Raw genomic sequence first — 16,900 nt, forward strand, 5'->3', positions numbered from 1 at the left:
GTTGAGGCGATGCGATGTGTCTACTGTCATCGACTTCGCCGGCTGGCGCCCGCCTGTGTGTCATGTTTGCGTCATCGTGTGTCATGTTTCGTCACACCGTGCCGTGCAGCTGTCATCTGGCGTGCCTGCGCCGTGCTGTCATCCCGTCGCGTACGGGCGATGCCCTTGTCGCACGTGGCCAGTTGTCACACGTGTGCGGTTGCCACACGTGTGCAGTGCCGACGTTCACCGGAAGTTCCGCGCCTTCGTCGGCAGCTGCACCTCGAGGGGGACGAGTTTGTGGGCGTAGAGGCTGACCACATCTCCCCCGCGCTGGATGAGTCCGGTGACGACGAGGGCGTTGCGGGAGGTCGCGACCGTGCGGAAGCGTTTCATCAGCCCGGCCGTGGCTACGACGTTGAGCATCCCGAATTCGTCTTCGAGGTTGATGAAGGTGATCCCCGAGGCGGTGGCCGGGCGCTGCCGATGGGTGACGATCGCGGCCACCGTCATCCGGGTTCCGTCTGCGGCGGCGGCCGCATCCGCGGTCGATGAGTATCCGCGGGCGCGAAGCGTCTCACGCATCATCTCCGTGGGGTAGCCGTCGACGGTGATCCCGGTGGAGAACAGCTCGGCCAAGGTCGTATCGAAGGCATCCATGACCGGCAGGCTCGGAGCCGAGTCCACGCTCGCCGTTCCCGGCAGCAGCCCCGGATGGGCACCGGCGACTCCCCCGGCCAGCCACAGGGCCTGCCGTCGGTCCAGGTCGAATCCGGACAGGGCCCCGGCCGTGGCCAGCGATTCCAGGGCCTGCTTGCCGATGCCGGTGCGTTCGGCCAGGTCCGCCACCGAGGTGAACAGTGCATTCTCGCGTTCGGTCACGATCACCTCGGCGAAGGAGCCGACATGCGCGACCGTGTCCAGTCCCAAGCGGATCCCCAGCTCCCCCGCTGAGGCGGTCGTGTCCTTGTCCTCCCCCGCCGAGGCGGTGTCCCCATCCCCTGCCTCTGCGACCCGTTCGAGGTCCGTGGCCGCCTGGGACCGGCGGATGTCGACGGGCAGGAGCGGCACTCCGTGCCGGCGGGCGTCGGCGATGAGCGACTGCGGGGAGTAGAAGCCCATCGGCTGGCTGCGCAGCAGTCCGGCGGTGAAGGCGGCGTGGTGATGGTACTTGAACCAGGCGGACTGATAGACGAGGTTCGCGAAGCTGATGGCATGCGATTCGGGGAACCCGTAGTTCGCGAAGGCGGCGATGGTGGCAAAGATCGCCTCGGCGGTCTCCGCGTCGACTCCGCGCGCACGCGCTCCGGTGCGGAACTTCTCGGCGAGTTCGGCCATCCGCTTCTCCGACCGGCGGGAGCCCATGGCCTGCCGCAGCCGGTCGGCATCGGCCCCGGTGAACCCACCGACGTCGATGGCCATCTGCATGAGCTGCTCTTGGAACAGAGGGACCCCGCAGGTCTTGGCCAAGGACTTCTCGAGCAGCGGGTGGAGGTATTCGACCTCATCCAGACCCTGCCGTCTGCGGATATAGGGGTGGACGGAGCCGCCTTGGATCGGCCCCGGTCGGATGAGGGCGACCTGGACGGCTAGGTCGTAGAACGTTCTCGGACGCAGCCGAGGCAGGGTGGCCAGCTGGGCGCGGGATTCGACTTGGAAGACCCCGATCGCGTCGGCGCGGCAGAGCATCTCGTAGACGGCTTCGTCGTCGTCATCGATCTCCGCCCGGTCGATGAGGACTCCGGTGTGACGGTGGACGAGTCCGACCATCTCGTGCAGGGCGGTGAGCATGCCCAGACCGAGCAGGTCGAACTTGACCAGGTCCATGGCCGCGCAGTCGTCCTTGTCCCACTGGACGACGGTGCGGTGGCCCATCGTCGCCTTCTCGATCGGCACGACTTCGCCGATGGCACGGTCGGCCAGGATCATCCCGCCGGAGTGGATGCCCAGATGGCGCGGTGAGCCGAGCAGATCCTCGGCGACCTTGAGCACCGGCGCGGGCACCGGTGAGTCCTCGACATCGGGCAGGCTCGACCACCGGTTGCTCGACTTCGAGAACGCATCCTGCTGGCCGGGGGCATAGCCGAGGCTGAAGGCGGCGTCCCGAATGGCCGATTTCGCACGGTAGGTGATGACATTGGCGACCTGGGCGGCCCGGTCGCGGCCGAAATGGTCGTAGACGTACTGGATGACCTCTTCGCGGCGGCCGGATTCGATGTCGATGTCGATGTCCGGGTACCCCTTGCGGTCCGGGGACAGGAACCGGTCGAAGAGCAGTCCGTGTTTGACGGCGTCGACGGCGGTGATGCCGAGGACGTAGCAGACCGCGGAATTCGCCGCCGATCCCCGCCCTTGGCAGAAGATGCCCATATTGCGGCAGAATTCGGTGATGTCGAAGACGATGAGGAAGTAGCCGCAGAAGCCCAGTTGGGCGATCATGTCCATCTCCCGGTCCAGCTGCTCCCAGGCCCGCGGGTGCTCTGCTCGGGATCCGTAGCGGGTGCGGCCGCGTTCGGCGATGAGGCTGCGCAGATACGTCTCTCCCTCGGTCTCATCGGGCATCGGCGCCTTCGGCAGGTCGGGGCGGGCCGAGGAGAGGACGAAGGAGCAGTCCTGGCCGATCCGCACCGCATTGTCCACAGCTTGCCGAGGGAAGCGTGCGAGCATCTCCTCACCGGTGTGGATGCGTGCGCTCGCCGTCGCCGGCAGCCATCCGGCCAGTTCGTCCAGGGGCTTCCGCGACCGCACCGAGGCGCGGACCTGAGCCGACTTCCACTCGGCCCGGGTGGCGAAGTGGACGGCATTGCTGGCGATGATCGGCAAGCCCGTCCGCTGGGCCAGATCGCCGAGGTGGCGCAGCCTCTCGTCGTCATCCGGGGTTCCGTCCCGGCTGAGTTCGACGGCGACCCGGTCGGGTCCGAAGAGTGCGGTGAGTTCGCGCAGAGCGCTGAGCCCGCCGTCATCGTCGCCCAAGGCTCGTCGCAGCGGTCCTTTGCGACAGCCGGTGAGGATCATCCAGTCTCCGTCCTCGGCCGCGAGTTCTTCGAGGTCGAAGAGCGGACGGTTCTTCTCACCGCGCAGGTTTGCCTCGGTGATGACCTGAGAGAGCTGGTGGTAGCCCTCGACGCTGCGGGCGAGGACGAGCAGGTGGGTGGCATCGGGGTCGGTCTGTCCGGGGATCTTCTCGGCCAGCCCGATGGACAGTTCGGAGCCGAACACGGTGTCCAGTCCCGCCTCGTCGGCGGCATGGGCGAAGCGGACGGCACCGTAGAGTCCGTTGTGGTCGGTCAGCGCCAGGGAGCTCAGCCCGGCGGCGGCGCCGGCGGCGACGAGCTCTTCGGGGTCGGAGGCTCCGTCGAGGAAGCTGAACTGGGAGTGCACATGCAGCTCCGCCCAGTCGACCTGCTTCCGCAGCAGTCCCGGTCCGCGGTTCGGCCCCTGAGCGCTGCCGGCGCCAGCCGACTCCTGATAGCGGCTGCGTCCGTCCGAACCGCCGGGGCCGACCGAGACTTGGTAGCGGTCGGGGCGGGAGAACGCAGGGGCATCGGAGCCGTCGGCATGCTTGTCGACAGGCTGTTCTCCTGCCGAGTTCTCGCCAGCAGGCTGTTTGTCCGCCGGGGAAGACCGGATGTCCTTGCCCTCGAGGCGGCGGGCCAGCTTCGACCACGGTGTGCGCGGGTTCGAGAATCCCATCGGGATCTCCTCCTCTCAGGTGGGGTCGTTCTCTCAGTTGGAGTCGTTGGTCGGCAGGTTGCCGGTCAGCGGTAACGGCCGGTGAGGTACCACTGACCGTGCTCTTTGCTCAGCAGAAGGGCACGTCCGGCATCGGTGACCACCTGCAGCCGGGTACGGTAGACGGCTCGGTTCGGGTCCCACCATCCGGATTCGATGGGCCAGGAACCGGAGTAGTCGGTGATGGTCTCGGTCTGCCCGGTGGGGAATCTGATCGTCGCCGGGGCCGCACCCAGCCCCGAGGGGCGTGCTTCCACCGGTGAGCCGTCCGCGGCGAGCACGTCGACGGCGGAGTGTTCGACGGTCGTCGGACGGGGTGCGTGCAGAGCACCGGGCCAGGGAGCGTCAGGGCTGCGTTCGGGGACGGCCGCCTGCTGCCACGGGGTCCACAGGTTCGTCTCTGCCGGGTCCCACCCGCCTTGGATGCCCGGAACCAGGACGGCATCGGGACCGAACAGTCCCTGCAGACGCTCGAGCGTATGGGTGATCTGCCCGGTGTTCTCGTCGAACAGGCTGCGTGTGGCACCGATCGGGGTGGTCAGTTCGGCCGCGATGAGGCGCAGCGCGATGATGCCGTCGTCGGAGAAGTCCTCGGCGTCGGGTGCCGGCTCGTCGACGATGTCGAGTTCCTGCGGGTCAGGCTGCGCCGTGCGGGGGTTCTGTCCCGGAGGCGAACCCCGGCCCACTCCCGCCAGCCAGCCTTCGGCCTGCCACCGCAGGCGGTCGGCGATCGCATTCTCCTGCATGTCCTCGATCCGCCAGGTCCGGGACGAGGACTGGCCGCCCGCGGCATCGAGTTCGATCGTGATCTGGGTGCAGACCAGCCCCTGTCTGCGCACCTTGGCCAGCAGGTCGGCACCGAGCTGGCGGGCGAGGAAGCCGAGGGTATCGCTGCGGGTCGTCGGGGCATCGAGGTCGAGTTCGACGTCGAGCTGTTCGCCGCGGACATGATCGGCGAGCGGGGCTCCTGCCCGCCCGGAGGCCAGGTCGTGCAGATGCCGACCGAAGGCGCCGAAGCGTGCGTTCACATCTTTGGTCGCGAGGCGGGCGAGGTCACCGAGGGTGTGCAGCCCCAGCTGCAGGAAGACCTCGATCAGCGCGGTCGCCTCGGCGCCGGCGTATTCCAGGGTGGTGATCGGCTGGGCGGAGAGGAAGTCCACGGTCTGTCCGGGTTCGACGCGGCGCGCCTGTCCGGCGGCGAGGACCGCGGCGAAGACGGTGTCGGCGATCCCGGGGAAGAACTCCCATCCGGTGTCATCGACAAGCGCCGAGACCAGTGTCTCGACCGCATCGGCTTCGTCGGCGTAGCCGTGTCTGAGCGAGTCGAGAGGGATCGCCAATGTTCCCGGGCTGAGCAGGGTGAACCGTGCGACGAGGTTGTCGAGGGCACCGACCCCGGCACTGAAATGTCGGTTGTCGGCCTCTTCGTCCCAGACCGCGATGTGGGCTTCCGGACAGCGGTATCCCACAGCGCGTTTGTTGTTCCCGGCGGTGATTCCGGCGGCACGGGCCGGAGCATCGGCGGCGATGACCTTGCCGGCGTGGAGGACCGCGACAGGGCGGCCCGGTGCGATGTCGTGTTCGACCGCGGCGGCCACCGCCGGCCAGTCGGGAACGGTGAGCACGAGGGTGCGGCCGGACTCATCCGACATGGCTGATCACCTGCCGCAGCTGTGTGATCGTCGACCACCGAGGATCGTCGTCCGTGTCCGTGGCCGGATCTGTGCCCAGATCCGTTGTCGGAGCCTTGGACGCTCCGCCGTCTGCCACCACTTCCAGCGTCCCCGCGGGGACTCTGGCGGGAGTCCCTGACGGTCCCGGCAGCAGGAACCGGTGGGTTCCCGTCTGTGAACGAGCACGGACGAGGCAGGACTGCAGACGGCCGTGACCGTGTTCGGCACCCGACCAGCGAGTGTCGGTGATCTCGATCTGCTCCGTACTGCCGGAAAGAGGTCGGAGGCTGATGAGGCTCATTCGTCGTTCACGGATCTTCGCCAGGAGTCGGGCCCGTTCCGACGCGCTCGGGGCGAAGCCGGGGTCGACGAGGATGATGTCGAAGGATTCGATGAGGATCGACGCCACTCGCAGCCAGTCCTCACCAGGGGTCGCGAGGTTGACGAAATGGTCGAGATCGACACCGAGGTCGGCGATCGAGGACACGGACGGTTCGCCGAGCCCGATGCCGGCACACCACTTCTGTTCCCGGGTCGCCGCAGCGATCGTCGCCAGGCCGCAGCTCAGCGACAGCTCACCGGTGACGGTGACGAGTTCCCCACGCGGCAGCCCGCCGCGACGGAACAGCGGAGAGAGCACAGGATCCACCGGATGGGGTGGGATCTTGTCGAACAGTGCCGCAGCGGTGGAGATCCCCGTCTCCCGACTGAGCTGTTCGATGACCGGTGCTGCTGACATGACATCCATTATCGAACTGATGTTCTAAATTGGCAAGATTCAGACAACAGCTTTGCCTTCCCGGGCGTGTCGCCATTCGGCTTCGAGCCTTCATGCGGTAGCAAAACGAGGTCAAAGCCGCAGCACTCACCGCCGACTCCCGGGTCGGCCGCCTCCGCCGCATTCGGCTCATCGTCTCTCATGGCGCTCCCCTCCCGCGGCCGCTTCGGCCCTCCGGTCCGGCGATCCCCATGACCACCGACCGTGCCTCCACTCTAGGATTCGGCACTGACGCCAGAATTCGAGCAAGACAGTCTTCAGCGCTCGATCATTGCCGAGATTCGATTGAGTTTCGTTTCTTCAGGTGACCGAACCGAACCAGGTGTGTCCCGAAAGTCGCCGAACTGCCTTACACCGGTGGTGTCAGCGCCGACGGGTAGGGTGACGTCATGACTGACGAAGCCCGCATCCGCGAAGCGGCCACGCGTGACTCCTATGATGCGATCGCCCGGACCTACACGGACTGGGTCGCCGATGAGCTCACCGCCAAACCGCATGACCGCGCCGTTCTCGGGGCCTTCTCCGAGCTCGTCCTCGGCACGGGCTCAGCGGAGGTCCTCGACATGGGCTGCGGGCCCGGTCGCATCACGACGTTCCTCGCCGCTCTCGGACTCGAACCGCGCGGACTCGACCTCTCCCCTGCCATGATCGAACTCGCTCAGAGCCTCTATCCGATGCATCAGTTCGACGTCGGGTCGATGGCCGCCCTGCCCTATGCCGATGAGTCCTTCTCCGGTCTCGTCGCCTGGTACTCGACGATCCACGTCCCGGACGATGAGCTTGTCCTCGCCTTCGCCGAGGCGGCCCGTGTCCTTCGTCCGGGCAGCTGGTTCCAGCTGGCGTTCCAGCTCGGGGGCCGGGTCGATCATTTCTCCGATCTCGCCGGCTTCGGCGTCGATCTCGACTTCCACCGCCGCTCGATCGACGACGTGCTCACCGCGCTCGAACCGCACGGCTTCATTCCTGCCACCCGCATCGAACGCGAACCCGACCGGACAGGTCGTTTCCCGGAAGCGACCAGGCAGGGGTACCTCCTCGTTCGTAAGGCCAGCCTCTGAGGTGAGAAGATGAGGGTGATATGAACATCGACATCGTCTTCCACGCTCCCGAGATCCCCGGCAACACCGGAAACGCCATCCGGCTCGCCGCGGTCACCGGAGCCCATCTGCATCTCGTCGAGCCCCTCGGCTTCGACCTCTCCGACGCGAAGCTGCGCCGAGCCGGTCTCGACTATCACGACCTCGCCCATGTCACCGTCCATCCTTCGATCGACGAACTCTGGGGCCGCCTCGGTGAACGTCGGGTGATCGCGTTCAGCACGCATACGGACAATTCCTTCGCCGAGGTGGACTACCAAGACGGTGATGTCCTCCTCTTCGGGCGCGAGTCGACGGGACTGCCCGACGAAGTCGTCAACGACGAGCATGTGGATATGACAGTGCGGATCCCGATGCTGCCGGCACGCCGTTCGCTCAACCTGGCGAATTCGGCATCCATCGCCATCTACGAAGCCTGGCGTCAGCACGGCTACGCGGGCGCCTGAACCCGCGTAGACTTCTTCGCGAACGCTTTACCTGAAAGGACCACTATGACCGCAAAGGTGCTCACTGTCGCCGGATCCGATGTCTCCGGAGGAGCCGGACTCGAAGCCGATCTGAAGATGTTCGACGAATACGGGGCCTTCGGCACTGCCGTCGTCACCTGCATCGTCACTTTCGATCCCAATGACGGGTTCGCCCACGTCCTCGAGTTCATCGAGCCCGAGGTCGTCACCCGTCAGCTCGAATCGACGCTGGCCGTGCACGAGTTCACCGCCATCAAGTCCGGAATGCTCGGCTCCGTCGACTCGGCGCTGGTCCTCGCAGAAGAGCTGAAGACCAATGATCTGCCGTACGTCTTCGATCCTGTGCTCGTGTGCAAGGGCGCAGGCACCATGGTCGATCTCAAGGATCTCTTCGTCGAGAACCTCGTGCCTCTGGCCACCGTCGTCACCCCGAACCTCGAAGAGGCCGCGACCCTGGCCGGGGTCGATTCCATCGACTCCCTCGAGGGCATGATCGAGGCCGCGAAGATCATCCACGGCCACGGCGCGAAGAACGTCGTCGTCAAGGGCGGAGCACGGCTGGCCGGGGACGATGCCATCGACATCCTCTTCGACGGAGAGACCGTGACGACTCTGCGCTCGCGCAAGGTCAACAACAAGCTCGTCAACGGCGCAGGCTGTTCCTTCGCGTCCTCGATTGCGGCAGGAATCGCCACCGGTCTCGACATCAAGGACGCCGTCGTCTCCGCGAAGGAGAAGGTCGCTCACGGAATCGCGAACTGCCTCGACAATGCCACCGGCGTCGCCTCGCTCTACCATCCGGCGTCACGAGTGAGCCCCTCCTCCGAGGTCTCAGTCACCGTCGACTGATCATCGGTGTTTCGGCTGCGTCCCCGCGGGGACGCAGCTAGTCACAGTCGGGACGTCGCATCAGAGTCAGTCGGCTTGCAGACGGCAAATCGCCCCGCACACCTTTCCGGTGTGCGGGGCGATTCGTATGAAGCTGTTGGGAACGCCCGAGATCAGCGCTTGCCGAAGCCCTTGTAGCGGTCCTTGAACTTCTCCACGCGGCCGGCGGAGTCGAGGATGCGCTGCTTGCCCGTGTAGAACGGGTGCGAAGCGGACGAGATCTCGACGTCGATCACGGGGTAGGTGTTGCCGTCTTCCCACTCGATGGTCTTCTCGCTCTTAGCGGTGGAGCGGGTGAGGAACTTGGTGCCGGAAGCCAGATCGTTGAACACGATAGGCGCGTATTCCGGGTGGATGTCCTTCTTCATTTTCTTACCTCTGCTGAATTCTTTCAGGCGCCTGATATGAGTTGAACTCATCTGCCAGTGCCCGAATTCGTCTGCTGGACACGCTCCGAACCGTAGGAACCGGACCCGGAGCGACAGTCCATTCTATCTGATGGGCCCGGACAAAGCGATTCGACACGGATCTCCTAAACTGTGGCCATGACCACGAAGGAACGCCTCTCCACTCAGTTCACCCTCCAACCCGCCGCCACCGCTCCCGAACTCATGGCCGAATCGACTGCCGCCGCCTTGTCCACGGTCTCCGGCGATGTCGACGTCTTCGACATCGATCCGCAGATCGCCGATACCGCTGCTCTCCTCGATGCCGCGGATCTGCCTCCGGCCACCTCGGCGAACTGCGTTCTCGTCGCCGGCTCGCGGGGTGGTGAGGAGCGGATCGCCGCCTGCATGGTGCTTGCGAACACCCGCGCCGATGTCAACAAGCGGGTCAAGAAGCTCCTCGATGTCCGCAAGGCCTCGTTCCTGCCGCTCGAACGCGCCGTGAACGAATCCGGAATGGAGTACGGCGGCATCGGTCCGATCGGCCTGCCGGAGAATTATCGGGTGCTCATCGACTCCCGCGTCGCCGAGGCCGACGAACTCATCATCGGTTCCGGTATCCGCGGCTCCAAGCTGCTGCTCGCCGGATCCACTCTCGCATCCTTGCCCGGCTCCGAAGTGATCGAGGATCTCGCGAACGAGATCGACTGAACGTGGCGCTCGGGCATGCATCGCCCGCCGGTCGAGCGCTGCTCGTCAGTTCAGTCCGGAACAGTCGATGACGAAGTCGATGAGCGGGGCGTAGAGGTTCGGCACGACATCGTCGTCGAGCGGGATTGTCGCTTCGATCTGCCCTTGCGCCTCGGCAACGAAGAGTGCCGGATCATTGCAGTCGGCATAACCGATCGTTCGCAGCCCTCTGCTCGAGGCGGCACCGGCCCACCCGTGGTCGGCGACGACGAGGTCGGGGGCAGATCCGCCGCGGGCGGCGATATCATCAAGCAGCGCACGCATGGGTTCGGCCAGGTGCGTGTGCGGACTGCCGCCGTGCAGGTGCCAGGTCCACACGTTGCTGATCTGTCGCACGTCCCCACCGATCTCCGGAACCGGGATGAAGTGATCACGGGTGTCGAGGACGGCGCCGGCGTCTTTCGCCGCGGCGGCAATTGCCATATGCACAGGCAGAAGCCCTGCGGGGTGGCCGGTGGCGAAGAGGATCTGTCCGCCGGCGCGCGCGACCTCGCCGACCGCCTCGGCGAGCTTCTCCAGAGCGTCGATGCAGGCGTCGGTGGAGATCGTGTCCACGCCTTCGACGAAGTCGGGATCGGGCCGCAGGCCACAGCGCGCAACCATGAGCGCGAACACTGAGTCATAGTCCCATGTGCGGGTGAGCTCGACACCGAAGTCGAACTGGCGTTCCTGGTCGAGGAACCGGTGGATATGAGAGAGATTGTTCTCTCTTGGAGTGGCGACCTCCCCGGTGATCCGTCCGGCTTCAAGGGCATGGGCTAGGGTGCTGCGGTCCACTGGGGTCCTCTCTGTATCTTGCGGGGAAAAGGGCACTGGAACAACTCACTCTTCCTGCAGTGCGAAGCAGGTCACCGCCGAGGCGGCCGCGACGTTGAGGGAGTCCACTCCCCCGCTCATGGGGATCATCACGGTCGAGTCACAGGCGGCGATCGTCGATCTCTTCAGACCGTCGCCTTCGGTGCCGAAGACGACGGCAGTACGTTCCGGTGCGGCGGCGGCGAACTGGCGCAGGCTCACCGATTCATCATCGAGTGCCAGTGCCGCGACATGGAAACCGGCTTCCTGGAGCTCTGCGACCCCGCCTGGCCAGGATTCGATGCGAGTCCAGGGCACCTGGAAGACCGTGCCCATCGACACGCGGATCGACCGGCGATAGAGCGGATCGGCACAGCGTGGGGTCACGAGCACGGCGTCGGCGCCGAATGCGGCCGCAGAGCGGAAGATGGCGCCGACGTTCGTGTGGTCGACGATGTCTTCGATGACAACGAGTCGTCTGGCATCGGCGATCAAGGAGCCGACCGGAGCCGGAGCGGGTCGGCCCATGGCGGCCAGAGCTCCTCGGTGGAGATGGAATCCGGTCAGGGACTCCACGGCGGCATCCGTGCCGATGAAGATCGGCACATCGCTCTCAGCGATGATGTCGGCCAAGTCGAACAGCCATTTCGGGCTGGTGAGGAACGACCGTGGTGAGAGGCCGGCAGCATGAGCGCGGCGGATGATCTTCGAGGATTCGGCGATGAACAGCCCCTCGGCGGGTTCGCGCACGCTGCGCAGTGCGACATCGGTCAGCTGCGTGTAGTCACGCATGCCCTCGAGACGCCCGTGCAGGGCAGCGCTGGAATCATCGCCCTGGCTGCCAGAGGTCAAGTCCGCTTCATCGAAGAAGCGCAGACGCTCGACAGCGATCCCGAGCTCAGCAGACCTATCGATGACCTGCTGTCGGGTCAAGGGTGCCTTGGCTGGAGTGTTCACAGCGCGCTCCCGTTCACAGCGGAATTCCGTTCACAGTGTGAGGATCCTCCAGATCGCGACGAGTCCGAGCGCCACGATGACCGCGCGCAGCAGCACGGGTGAGAACTTCCGCCCGATACGGGCACCGAAGTACCCGCCGATGAGTGAGCCGATGGCGATGCAGACAACGGCGATCCAGTTGATCCGATCGTGGCCGACGATAATGTACGTGCTCGCCGAGACCGTATTGACGACGAGGACGAGGACGTTCTTCAGCCCGTTGAGTCGCTGCAGATCATCGGGCAGCAGCAGACCGAGCAGAGCGATGAGGATGATGCCCTGGGCGGCGGCGAAGTAGCCGCCGTAGATCGCGGTGAGGAAGACGACGATGAGCACGGCGATGTACCGGCCCGCGGACAGGCGGTCCCCCGCCTCGGCGACCCGATGCTCGACGCCGGCAGCCTCGGCCCGGCGCAGGGACCGGTTCTTCAGGTAGCGGGAGAGGTACGGCTGGCCGACCACCATGATCAACGCCACGACGAGGAGGACCGGCACGATCGTCTCGAAAGCGTCCTCGGGCAGGTGCAGCAGCAGATACGCCCCGGTCAGCGACCCGAGCAGAGAGGCGGGAACGTATCCGAGAATCCGCTTCCACTGCCCTCGCAGCTCTTCACGGTATCCGAACGAGGAGGCGATATTGCCGGGGATGAGACCGACGGCGTTGCTCATCGTCGACACCACCGGCGGCACTCCGAAGGCGACGAGCGCCGGGAAGGTGATGAGCGTTCCGGAGCCGACGACGGCGTTGATGCCTCCTGCCGCGATTCCGGCGACGATGACAAGGCCGATCTGCCACGGTTCGAGGCTCAGGTTCGCCAGGAACTCCATGCTCAGAGGGCGGAACGTGCGTGGTAGCGCTGACCGTCCCGGGTGAGCTTGACGTCGATGCCGAAGGTCGCCGCGAGGTTCGCCGCCGTCAGGGTCTCCTCGATCGGACCTGCGGCCAGATCGGTGCCCTCGGACAGCAGCAGCACATGTGTGATGCCTTCCGGGATCTCCTCGACATGGTGGGTGACCATGATCGTGGCCGGCGCCCACTTCGACGAGAGGATCTCCGAGAGTGCGCCGAGCAGCTCCTCACGCCCGCCGAAGTCGAGTCCGGACGCCGGCTCGTCGAGCAGCAGCAGCTCCGGGTCCGTCATGAGCGCACGCGCGATCTGCACACGCTTGCGCTCGCCCTCGGACAGCGTGCCGAAGGTACGATCGGCCAAGTGAGTGATGTGGAACGCGGCCAGCAGATCGCGGGCACGCTCGATATCGTCCTGTTCGTACTCCTCCACCCAGCGTCCGGTGACGCCGTAGGCGGCGGTGAGGACGGTGTCGAGGACCGCTTCGGAGCTCGGAATGCGGTTGGCCAGAATCGTCGAGGCATACCCGATGCGCGGGCGCAGCTCGAACACATCGACGCGGCCGAGCTGCTCCTCGAGGATGTTGACCGTACCCGTGGTCGGATGCATGCGACCGGCCGCGATTTCGAGCAGGGTCGTCTTGCCGGCACCATTGGGTCCGAGCACTGCCCAATGCTCGCCTTCGGCGACGGTCAGCGAGAAATCGTCGAGGAGGAAATTCGTCCCCCGGCGCACGGACACAGAATCCAGATTCAGGACTTCACTCATATCTTCAGACTCTATCGCAGACGAGCCGTCTATCCTGGTTCGACATGGACCTCACGACCGACTCACTGCTGCTGACCCTGGCCCTCAACCACCGTCTGCGCTCGACCCTGCCCCCTGACGAGTTGACCTCTGCCTTCCTCGACGATGATCGTGATGTTCCTCTCATCGTCTCCGATGAGGTCTTCGACTCGGTCGTTCCCACCGGTCTGCTGCTCTTCGCAGCCACAGCGGCCGCTGCCGGAATCACTCATGCGCGCTTGGCACTGCACCACCCGTCCCTGCCGCATACGACTCCCCCGGTCGATCGCACCGCCCGGACGATGGTCGGACGCCACACCGCCCCCGTGGTCCTCCATCGCGGCGACGAGCAGGCGGCGATCGCCCTCATCGGCGCCGAGGCGAACGTGGAGATCATCGCCTGTGCGCCCACCGTCTTCCGCCCCGTCACGGTCGGGTCCGCCCCCGAGGCGCTGCGGCGCCTGCGCCTGCTGGTGATGGAGGGCCTGCGCCTCGTCGAGACCATCGACGTTCCCGAGGACTGGCGGCAGGGGCCGTGGCGTGACTGGCAGGAGGAGCTGTCGACGATGCATCCGATCTCCCGGCTCATCCCCACCGAGGCGGATTCCCGTGCGATCTACGCCGCCCTCGACATCCACCACCGGATGCGCACCGTGCTCGCCCCTGCGACGGTCGCCCCACCCGAGTTCGGTGCGCTGCTGTCCCAGCTGCACCCCGCCGCCGCGGACTACATCATGGCAGTGGCTACGATGAAGGGGTGAATGAGACGCCTCAGGCCACCGCCACCCAGATCCCCGTCCAACTGCTCGTCATGGACGTCGACTCGACGTTCATCAACGAAGAGGTCATCGACCTCATCGCCGCCCATGCCGGGGTCGGAGACAAGGTCGCCGACATCACCGAACGCGCCATGGCCGGTGAGCTCGACTTCGCCCAATCCCTCGCCGAACGGGTCGCCCTGCTGAGCGGGCTGCCGGAGACCGTGCTCGATGAGGTGCGAGAGCAGATCACCCTCACCGAGGGGGCCGCCGACCTGGTAGCGGCAGTGCACTCCTCCGGCGGCCACGTGGCTCTGGTGTCGGGCGGCTTCACCGCCATCATCGCTCCCGTCGCCGCACAGCTGGGCATCACCGACGTCTTCGCCAACGGACTCGACATCGATGACGGGCTGCTGACCGGGCGCACGAACGGCCGTGTCATCGACCCGAGCGCCAAGGCCGAGATCTTCGAGGATCTGCTCGCAGCCGGCGGATACGACCGTGCCGCCTCGGTGGCGATCGGCGACGGCGCCAATGACATCGGCATGGTCGAAGCCGCCGGTCTCGGAGTCGCCTTCTGTGCGAAACCGGCCCTCGCCGCCGCGGCGGACGCGTCCGTGGAGACACGGGACCTGCGAGCCGTGATCGAGCTTGTCGCTGCGCGTGCGGACGTGTGAGCGATACCTCCGAGGGTGTGGCACCGGCGCCATTGACCACTGACTGACCGAAGACGCCTGCGGCGCTGACGATTGCTTCGTCAGCGCCACAGGCGTCTTGTCGACAGATCGCGTCGGTCAGGCGGTGCGTTCAGACTCCGTGGAAGACCCGGATCTGTGGGGCCGGGTAGTGGCCCGGCTCCACGTCCCAGCTCTCGAGGTCGAAGACCGCGATCGACGAGGGACGGAAGGTATCGGGAACCCCGCCTTCCGGATTGAGGTGGCCGACCACCTCGGCGACGGTCGGCTGATGGCCCACGATATACGCGCACTGCGCATCCGCGGGGATCGAGTTGATCGCATCCAGCCAGTCGTCGACGGACCCGGAGTACAGCGAAGGATCCTCGCGCAGGGTCAGGTCACCCGGTTCGTCGAGAGTTCCTCCCTGAGCGCGGTTGACGGCTTCGACGACGGCCTGTCCGGTCTGCACGGTGCGCCTGGCCGCCGAGGCAATGGCCACATCGGGTGACCAGCGCTCGGCGATCTCGGCTCCGGCCTCGACCGCTTGAGCCAGACCCTTCGAGTCCAGGGACCGTTCGAAGTCGGTCGGACCGTGCGCTTCCGCCTTGGCGTGGCGGGCGAGGATGAGCACAGGCATGAGTGGTCTCAGGCGCCGGTGGAGTGGAATCCGCCGTCGACGTGGATCATCTCGCCGGTAGTGGCGGGGAACCAGTCGGAGAGCAGGGCGACGATGGCCTTGCCGGCAGGAGTGGTGTCCTTCTGGTCCCAGCCCAGGGGTGCGCGGTCGCCCCACATGTCTTCGAGCGTTCCGAAGCCGGGGATGGAGGTTGCGGCGGTGGTCTTCAGCGGTCCGGCCGAGACGAGATTGACGCGCACGCCGTCTTCGCCGACGTACTTGGCGAGGTAGCGGGCGGTCGATTCGAAGGCGGCCTTGGCCACACCCATCCAGTCGTAGACCGGCCAGGAGATGGTCGCGTCGAAGGTCAGTCCGACGATTCCGGCGCCCTTGTTGAGCACGGGCTTCGCGGCCACGGCGATGGCCTTGAGCGAGTATGCGGAGACGTGGATGGCCGCGGACACGGAGTCCCAAGGCGTGTCGAGGAAGACTCCGCCGAGGGCGTCCTTCGGAGCGAAGGCGATGGCGTGGACGATTCCGTCGATATTGCCGCCAAGGCGCTCGGGCAGGGCCGCGAGGTCCTCTTCGTTCGTGGCGTCGAGTTCGATGACCTGCGGGGTCTCGGGCAGGCGTTCGGCGATCACCTGAGTGATCTTCATCTGGCGGCCGAAGCTCGAGAGGATGACCTCGGCTCCCTGCTCCTGTGCGATACGGGCAGCGGCGAAGGCGATCGACGCCTCGGTGAGCACGCCGGTGACGAGAATGCGCTTTCCGTCAAGAATTCCCATGGTGGTCCTTTCGAAAGGAAGGTGGTTGCGTGTGCATGACGCCGCTTCGGGCGGTGTCTCTGTATCGAAGTCTACGGGCTGTGGCCCGGCCGGGCCGCATCGTCTGCGGCCCAGGATCCGGTTGTAACCGGCCCAGCGCCGTCTGAGTCAGTGGCCCATCCCCAGTCCGCCGTCGACGGGGATGACGGCACCGGAGATGTAGGCGGCTTCGTCGGAGGCCATCCAGCGGACGACCTTGGCGACCTCAGCGGGTTCGGCGAACCGCTTGGCCGGGATGGTGGCGAGATATTCCTTCTGCTGCTTCTCGCTGAGCTCATCGGTCATGTCCGTGCGGATGAAGCCCGGGGCGACGACATTGGCGGTGATTCCGCGGGAGCCGATTTCACGGGTGATGGAGCGGGCGAAGCCGACGAGACCGGCCTTCGACGCCGAGTAGTTCGCCTGACCGGGCACGCCGTAGAGACCCGACACGGAGGAGATGAGGACGATGCGGCCCTTCTTCGCACGGATCATCCCGGTGATTCCGCGCTTGACGGTGCGGAAGGCACCGGTGAGATTCGTTTTGATGACGGACTCGAATTCGTCATCGTTCATCCGCATGAGCAGGTTGTCGGCGGTGATTCCCGCATTGGCCACGACGACCTCGACGGGACCGAGCTTCTCCTCGATCTCGGTGAACGCCCGATCGATCGATTCGCTGTCGGTGACATCGGCGGCCACGGCCAGCGCTCCCTCCGGGGCCTGACCGTTGCGGGAGGTGACTGCCACCTTGTCCCCCTGGGCGAGGAATTCCTCGGCGATGGTGCGACCGATTCCGCGGTTGCCGCCGGTGACGAGGACTGTGCGTGGTTCTGACACGTTGGTCTCCTGTTGATCGACTGTGTTC

At 66.0% G+C, this 16,900-nt stretch carries 17 protein-coding genes; 6 read left to right on the forward strand and 11 right to left on the reverse strand.

Annotation, left to right across the window (positions count from 1 at the left end; genetic code table 11):
- Nucleotides 1–225 precede the first annotated feature (225 nt).
- From BI49514_RS03245 to BI49514_RS03255, 3 genes are all read right to left on the reverse strand, one after another.
- Nucleotides 226–3,672, reverse strand: coding sequence for an error-prone DNA polymerase (locus BI49514_RS03245; RefSeq protein ID WP_101544247.1), 3,447 nt, complete (start codon nt 3,670–3,672; stop codon nt 226–228).
- A 65-nt stretch (nt 3,673–3,737) separates the two neighbouring features.
- Nucleotides 3,738–5,363, reverse strand: coding sequence for a Y-family DNA polymerase (locus tag BI49514_RS03250; protein ID WP_101544249.1), 1,626 nt, complete (start codon nt 5,361–5,363; stop codon nt 3,738–3,740).
- Nucleotides 5,353–6,123: a DNA recombination/repair protein RecA gene (locus BI49514_RS03255; RefSeq protein WP_244195107.1), complete on the reverse strand. Its 771-nt coding sequence runs from the start codon at nt 6,121–6,123 to the stop codon at nt 5,353–5,355. The genes BI49514_RS03250 and BI49514_RS03255 overlap by 11 nt, the downstream gene beginning before the upstream one ends.
- A 428-nt stretch (nt 6,124–6,551) precedes the next feature.
- Here BI49514_RS03255 and BI49514_RS03260 point away from each other — a divergent pair, with 428 nt between their 5' ends.
- Genes BI49514_RS03260 through thiD form a run of 3 tightly spaced genes read left to right on the forward strand, consistent with a single transcriptional unit; the run spans nt 6,552 to nt 8,575 of the window.
- Entirely contained in the window at nt 6,552–7,220 is a 669-nt protein-coding gene (locus BI49514_RS03260; protein ID WP_101544250.1) for a class I SAM-dependent methyltransferase, read from the forward strand.
- Nucleotides 7,221–7,240: 20 nt separating this feature from the next.
- Nucleotides 7,241–7,705 (forward strand): tRNA (cytidine(34)-2'-O)-methyltransferase, encoded by a 465-nt coding sequence (locus BI49514_RS03265; protein ID WP_101544252.1) that lies wholly within the window; start codon nt 7,241–7,243, stop codon nt 7,703–7,705.
- Nucleotides 7,706–7,750: 45 nt separating this feature from the next.
- Nucleotides 7,751–8,575 (forward strand): bifunctional hydroxymethylpyrimidine kinase/phosphomethylpyrimidine kinase, encoded by an 825-nt coding sequence (thiD, locus tag BI49514_RS03270; RefSeq protein ID WP_101544253.1) that lies wholly within the window; start codon nt 7,751–7,753, stop codon nt 8,573–8,575.
- 152 nt (nt 8,576–8,727) lie between these two features.
- Here thiD and BI49514_RS03275 read toward each other — a convergent pair whose 3' ends face one another.
- On the reverse strand, nt 8,728–8,982 hold the full coding sequence (locus BI49514_RS03275; RefSeq protein WP_101544255.1) for a type B 50S ribosomal protein L31: 255 nt from the start codon (nt 8,980–8,982) through the stop codon (nt 8,728–8,730).
- Nucleotides 8,983–9,159: 177 nt separating this feature from the next.
- Between BI49514_RS03275 and BI49514_RS03280 the strand changes: the two genes are divergently transcribed.
- Nucleotides 9,160–9,711, forward strand: coding sequence for a YbaK/EbsC family protein (locus BI49514_RS03280; protein ID WP_101544256.1), 552 nt, complete (start codon nt 9,160–9,162; stop codon nt 9,709–9,711).
- A gap of 45 nt (nt 9,712–9,756) precedes the next feature.
- Here the strand turns inward: BI49514_RS03280 and BI49514_RS03285 are convergent, their stop codons facing one another.
- Genes BI49514_RS03285 through BI49514_RS03300 form a run of 4 tightly spaced genes read right to left on the reverse strand, consistent with a single transcriptional unit; the run spans nt 9,757 to nt 13,157 of the window.
- Nucleotides 9,757–10,527, reverse strand: coding sequence for a phosphatase (locus BI49514_RS03285; protein ID WP_101544258.1), 771 nt, complete (start codon nt 10,525–10,527; stop codon nt 9,757–9,759).
- Nucleotides 10,528–10,572: 45 nt separating this feature from the next.
- Nucleotides 10,573–11,502, reverse strand: a complete 930-nt coding sequence (locus tag BI49514_RS03290; protein ID WP_244195108.1) for a TrmH family RNA methyltransferase — start codon at nt 11,500–11,502, stop codon at nt 10,573–10,575.
- Between the two features lie 30 nt (nt 11,503–11,532).
- Nucleotides 11,533–12,369 carry a sulfite exporter TauE/SafE family protein gene (locus tag BI49514_RS03295; protein ID WP_101544259.1) on the reverse strand — a complete coding sequence of 279 codons (837 nt, stop codon included), beginning with the start codon at nt 12,367–12,369 and terminating at the stop codon, nt 11,533–11,535.
- 2 nt (nt 12,370–12,371) lie between these two features.
- On the reverse strand, nt 12,372–13,157 hold the full coding sequence (locus BI49514_RS03300; RefSeq protein ID WP_101544261.1) for an ABC transporter ATP-binding protein: 786 nt from the start codon (nt 13,155–13,157) through the stop codon (nt 12,372–12,374).
- Nucleotides 13,158–13,201: 44 nt separating this feature from the next.
- Here BI49514_RS03300 and BI49514_RS03305 point away from each other — a divergent pair, with 44 nt between their 5' ends.
- Both BI49514_RS03305 and serB read left to right on the forward strand, forming a co-directional pair.
- The gene (locus BI49514_RS03305; RefSeq protein WP_101544262.1) at nt 13,202–13,936 is read left to right on the forward strand and encodes a hypothetical protein; all 735 of its coding nucleotides are present in this window, start codon (nt 13,202–13,204) and stop codon (nt 13,934–13,936) included.
- The gene (gene serB / locus BI49514_RS03310) at nt 13,933–14,610 is read left to right on the forward strand and encodes a phosphoserine phosphatase SerB (protein WP_244195109.1); all 678 of its coding nucleotides are present in this window, start codon (nt 13,933–13,935) and stop codon (nt 14,608–14,610) included. Before BI49514_RS03305 ends, serB begins: the two co-directional genes overlap by 4 nt.
- Before the next feature lie 130 nt (nt 14,611–14,740).
- Here the strand turns inward: serB and BI49514_RS03315 are convergent, their stop codons facing one another.
- From BI49514_RS03315 to BI49514_RS03325, 3 genes are all read right to left on the reverse strand, one after another.
- Nucleotides 14,741–15,247, reverse strand: coding sequence for a SixA phosphatase family protein (locus BI49514_RS03315; protein WP_101544264.1), 507 nt, complete (start codon nt 15,245–15,247; stop codon nt 14,741–14,743).
- A gap of 8 nt (nt 15,248–15,255) precedes the next feature.
- Nucleotides 15,256–16,014: an enoyl-ACP reductase FabI gene (gene fabI / locus BI49514_RS03320; protein ID WP_101544266.1), complete on the reverse strand. Its 759-nt coding sequence runs from the start codon at nt 16,012–16,014 to the stop codon at nt 15,256–15,258.
- Between the two features lie 147 nt (nt 16,015–16,161).
- Nucleotides 16,162–16,872 (reverse strand): beta-ketoacyl-ACP reductase, encoded by a 711-nt coding sequence (locus BI49514_RS03325; RefSeq protein ID WP_101544431.1) that lies wholly within the window; start codon nt 16,870–16,872, stop codon nt 16,162–16,164.
- Nucleotides 16,873–16,900 lie beyond the last annotated feature (28 nt).

The organism is Brevibacterium iodinum ATCC 49514 (assembly GCF_900169265.1).
Classification (GTDB): domain Bacteria; phylum Actinomycetota; class Actinomycetes; order Actinomycetales; family Brevibacteriaceae; genus Brevibacterium; species Brevibacterium iodinum.

Coding starts and splice junctions, on each gene's coding strand:
- BI49514_RS03305 (WP_101544262.1), top strand. CDS start 13,202: ATGGACCTCACGACCGACTCACTGCTGCTGACCCTGGCCCTCAACCAC.
- BI49514_RS03315 (WP_101544264.1), bottom strand. CDS start 15,247: ATGCCTGTGCTCATCCTCGCCCGCCACGCCAAGGCGGAAGCGCACGGT.
- BI49514_RS03260 (WP_101544250.1), top strand. CDS start 6,552: ATGACTGACGAAGCCCGCATCCGCGAAGCGGCCACGCGTGACTCCTAT.
- BI49514_RS03255 (WP_244195107.1), bottom strand. CDS start 6,123: ATGTCAGCAGCACCGGTCATCGAACAGCTCAGTCGGGAGACGGGGATC.
- BI49514_RS03295 (WP_101544259.1), bottom strand. CDS start 12,369: ATGGAGTTCCTGGCGAACCTGAGCCTCGAACCGTGGCAGATCGGCCTT.
- BI49514_RS03280 (WP_101544256.1), top strand. CDS start 9,160: ATGACCACGAAGGAACGCCTCTCCACTCAGTTCACCCTCCAACCCGCC.
- BI49514_RS03300 (WP_101544261.1), bottom strand. CDS start 13,157: ATGAGTGAAGTCCTGAATCTGGATTCTGTGTCCGTGCGCCGGGGGACG.
- BI49514_RS03245 (WP_101544247.1), bottom strand. CDS start 3,672: ATGGGATTCTCGAACCCGCGCACACCGTGGTCGAAGCTGGCCCGCCGC.
- thiD (WP_101544253.1), top strand. CDS start 7,751: ATGACCGCAAAGGTGCTCACTGTCGCCGGATCCGATGTCTCCGGAGGA.
- fabI (WP_101544266.1), bottom strand. CDS start 16,014: ATGGGAATTCTTGACGGAAAGCGCATTCTCGTCACCGGCGTGCTCACC.
- BI49514_RS03250 (WP_101544249.1), bottom strand. CDS start 5,363: ATGTCGGATGAGTCCGGCCGCACCCTCGTGCTCACCGTTCCCGACTGG.
- BI49514_RS03275 (WP_101544255.1), bottom strand. CDS start 8,982: ATGAAGAAGGACATCCACCCGGAATACGCGCCTATCGTGTTCAACGAT.
- BI49514_RS03265 (WP_101544252.1), top strand. CDS start 7,241: ATGAACATCGACATCGTCTTCCACGCTCCCGAGATCCCCGGCAACACC.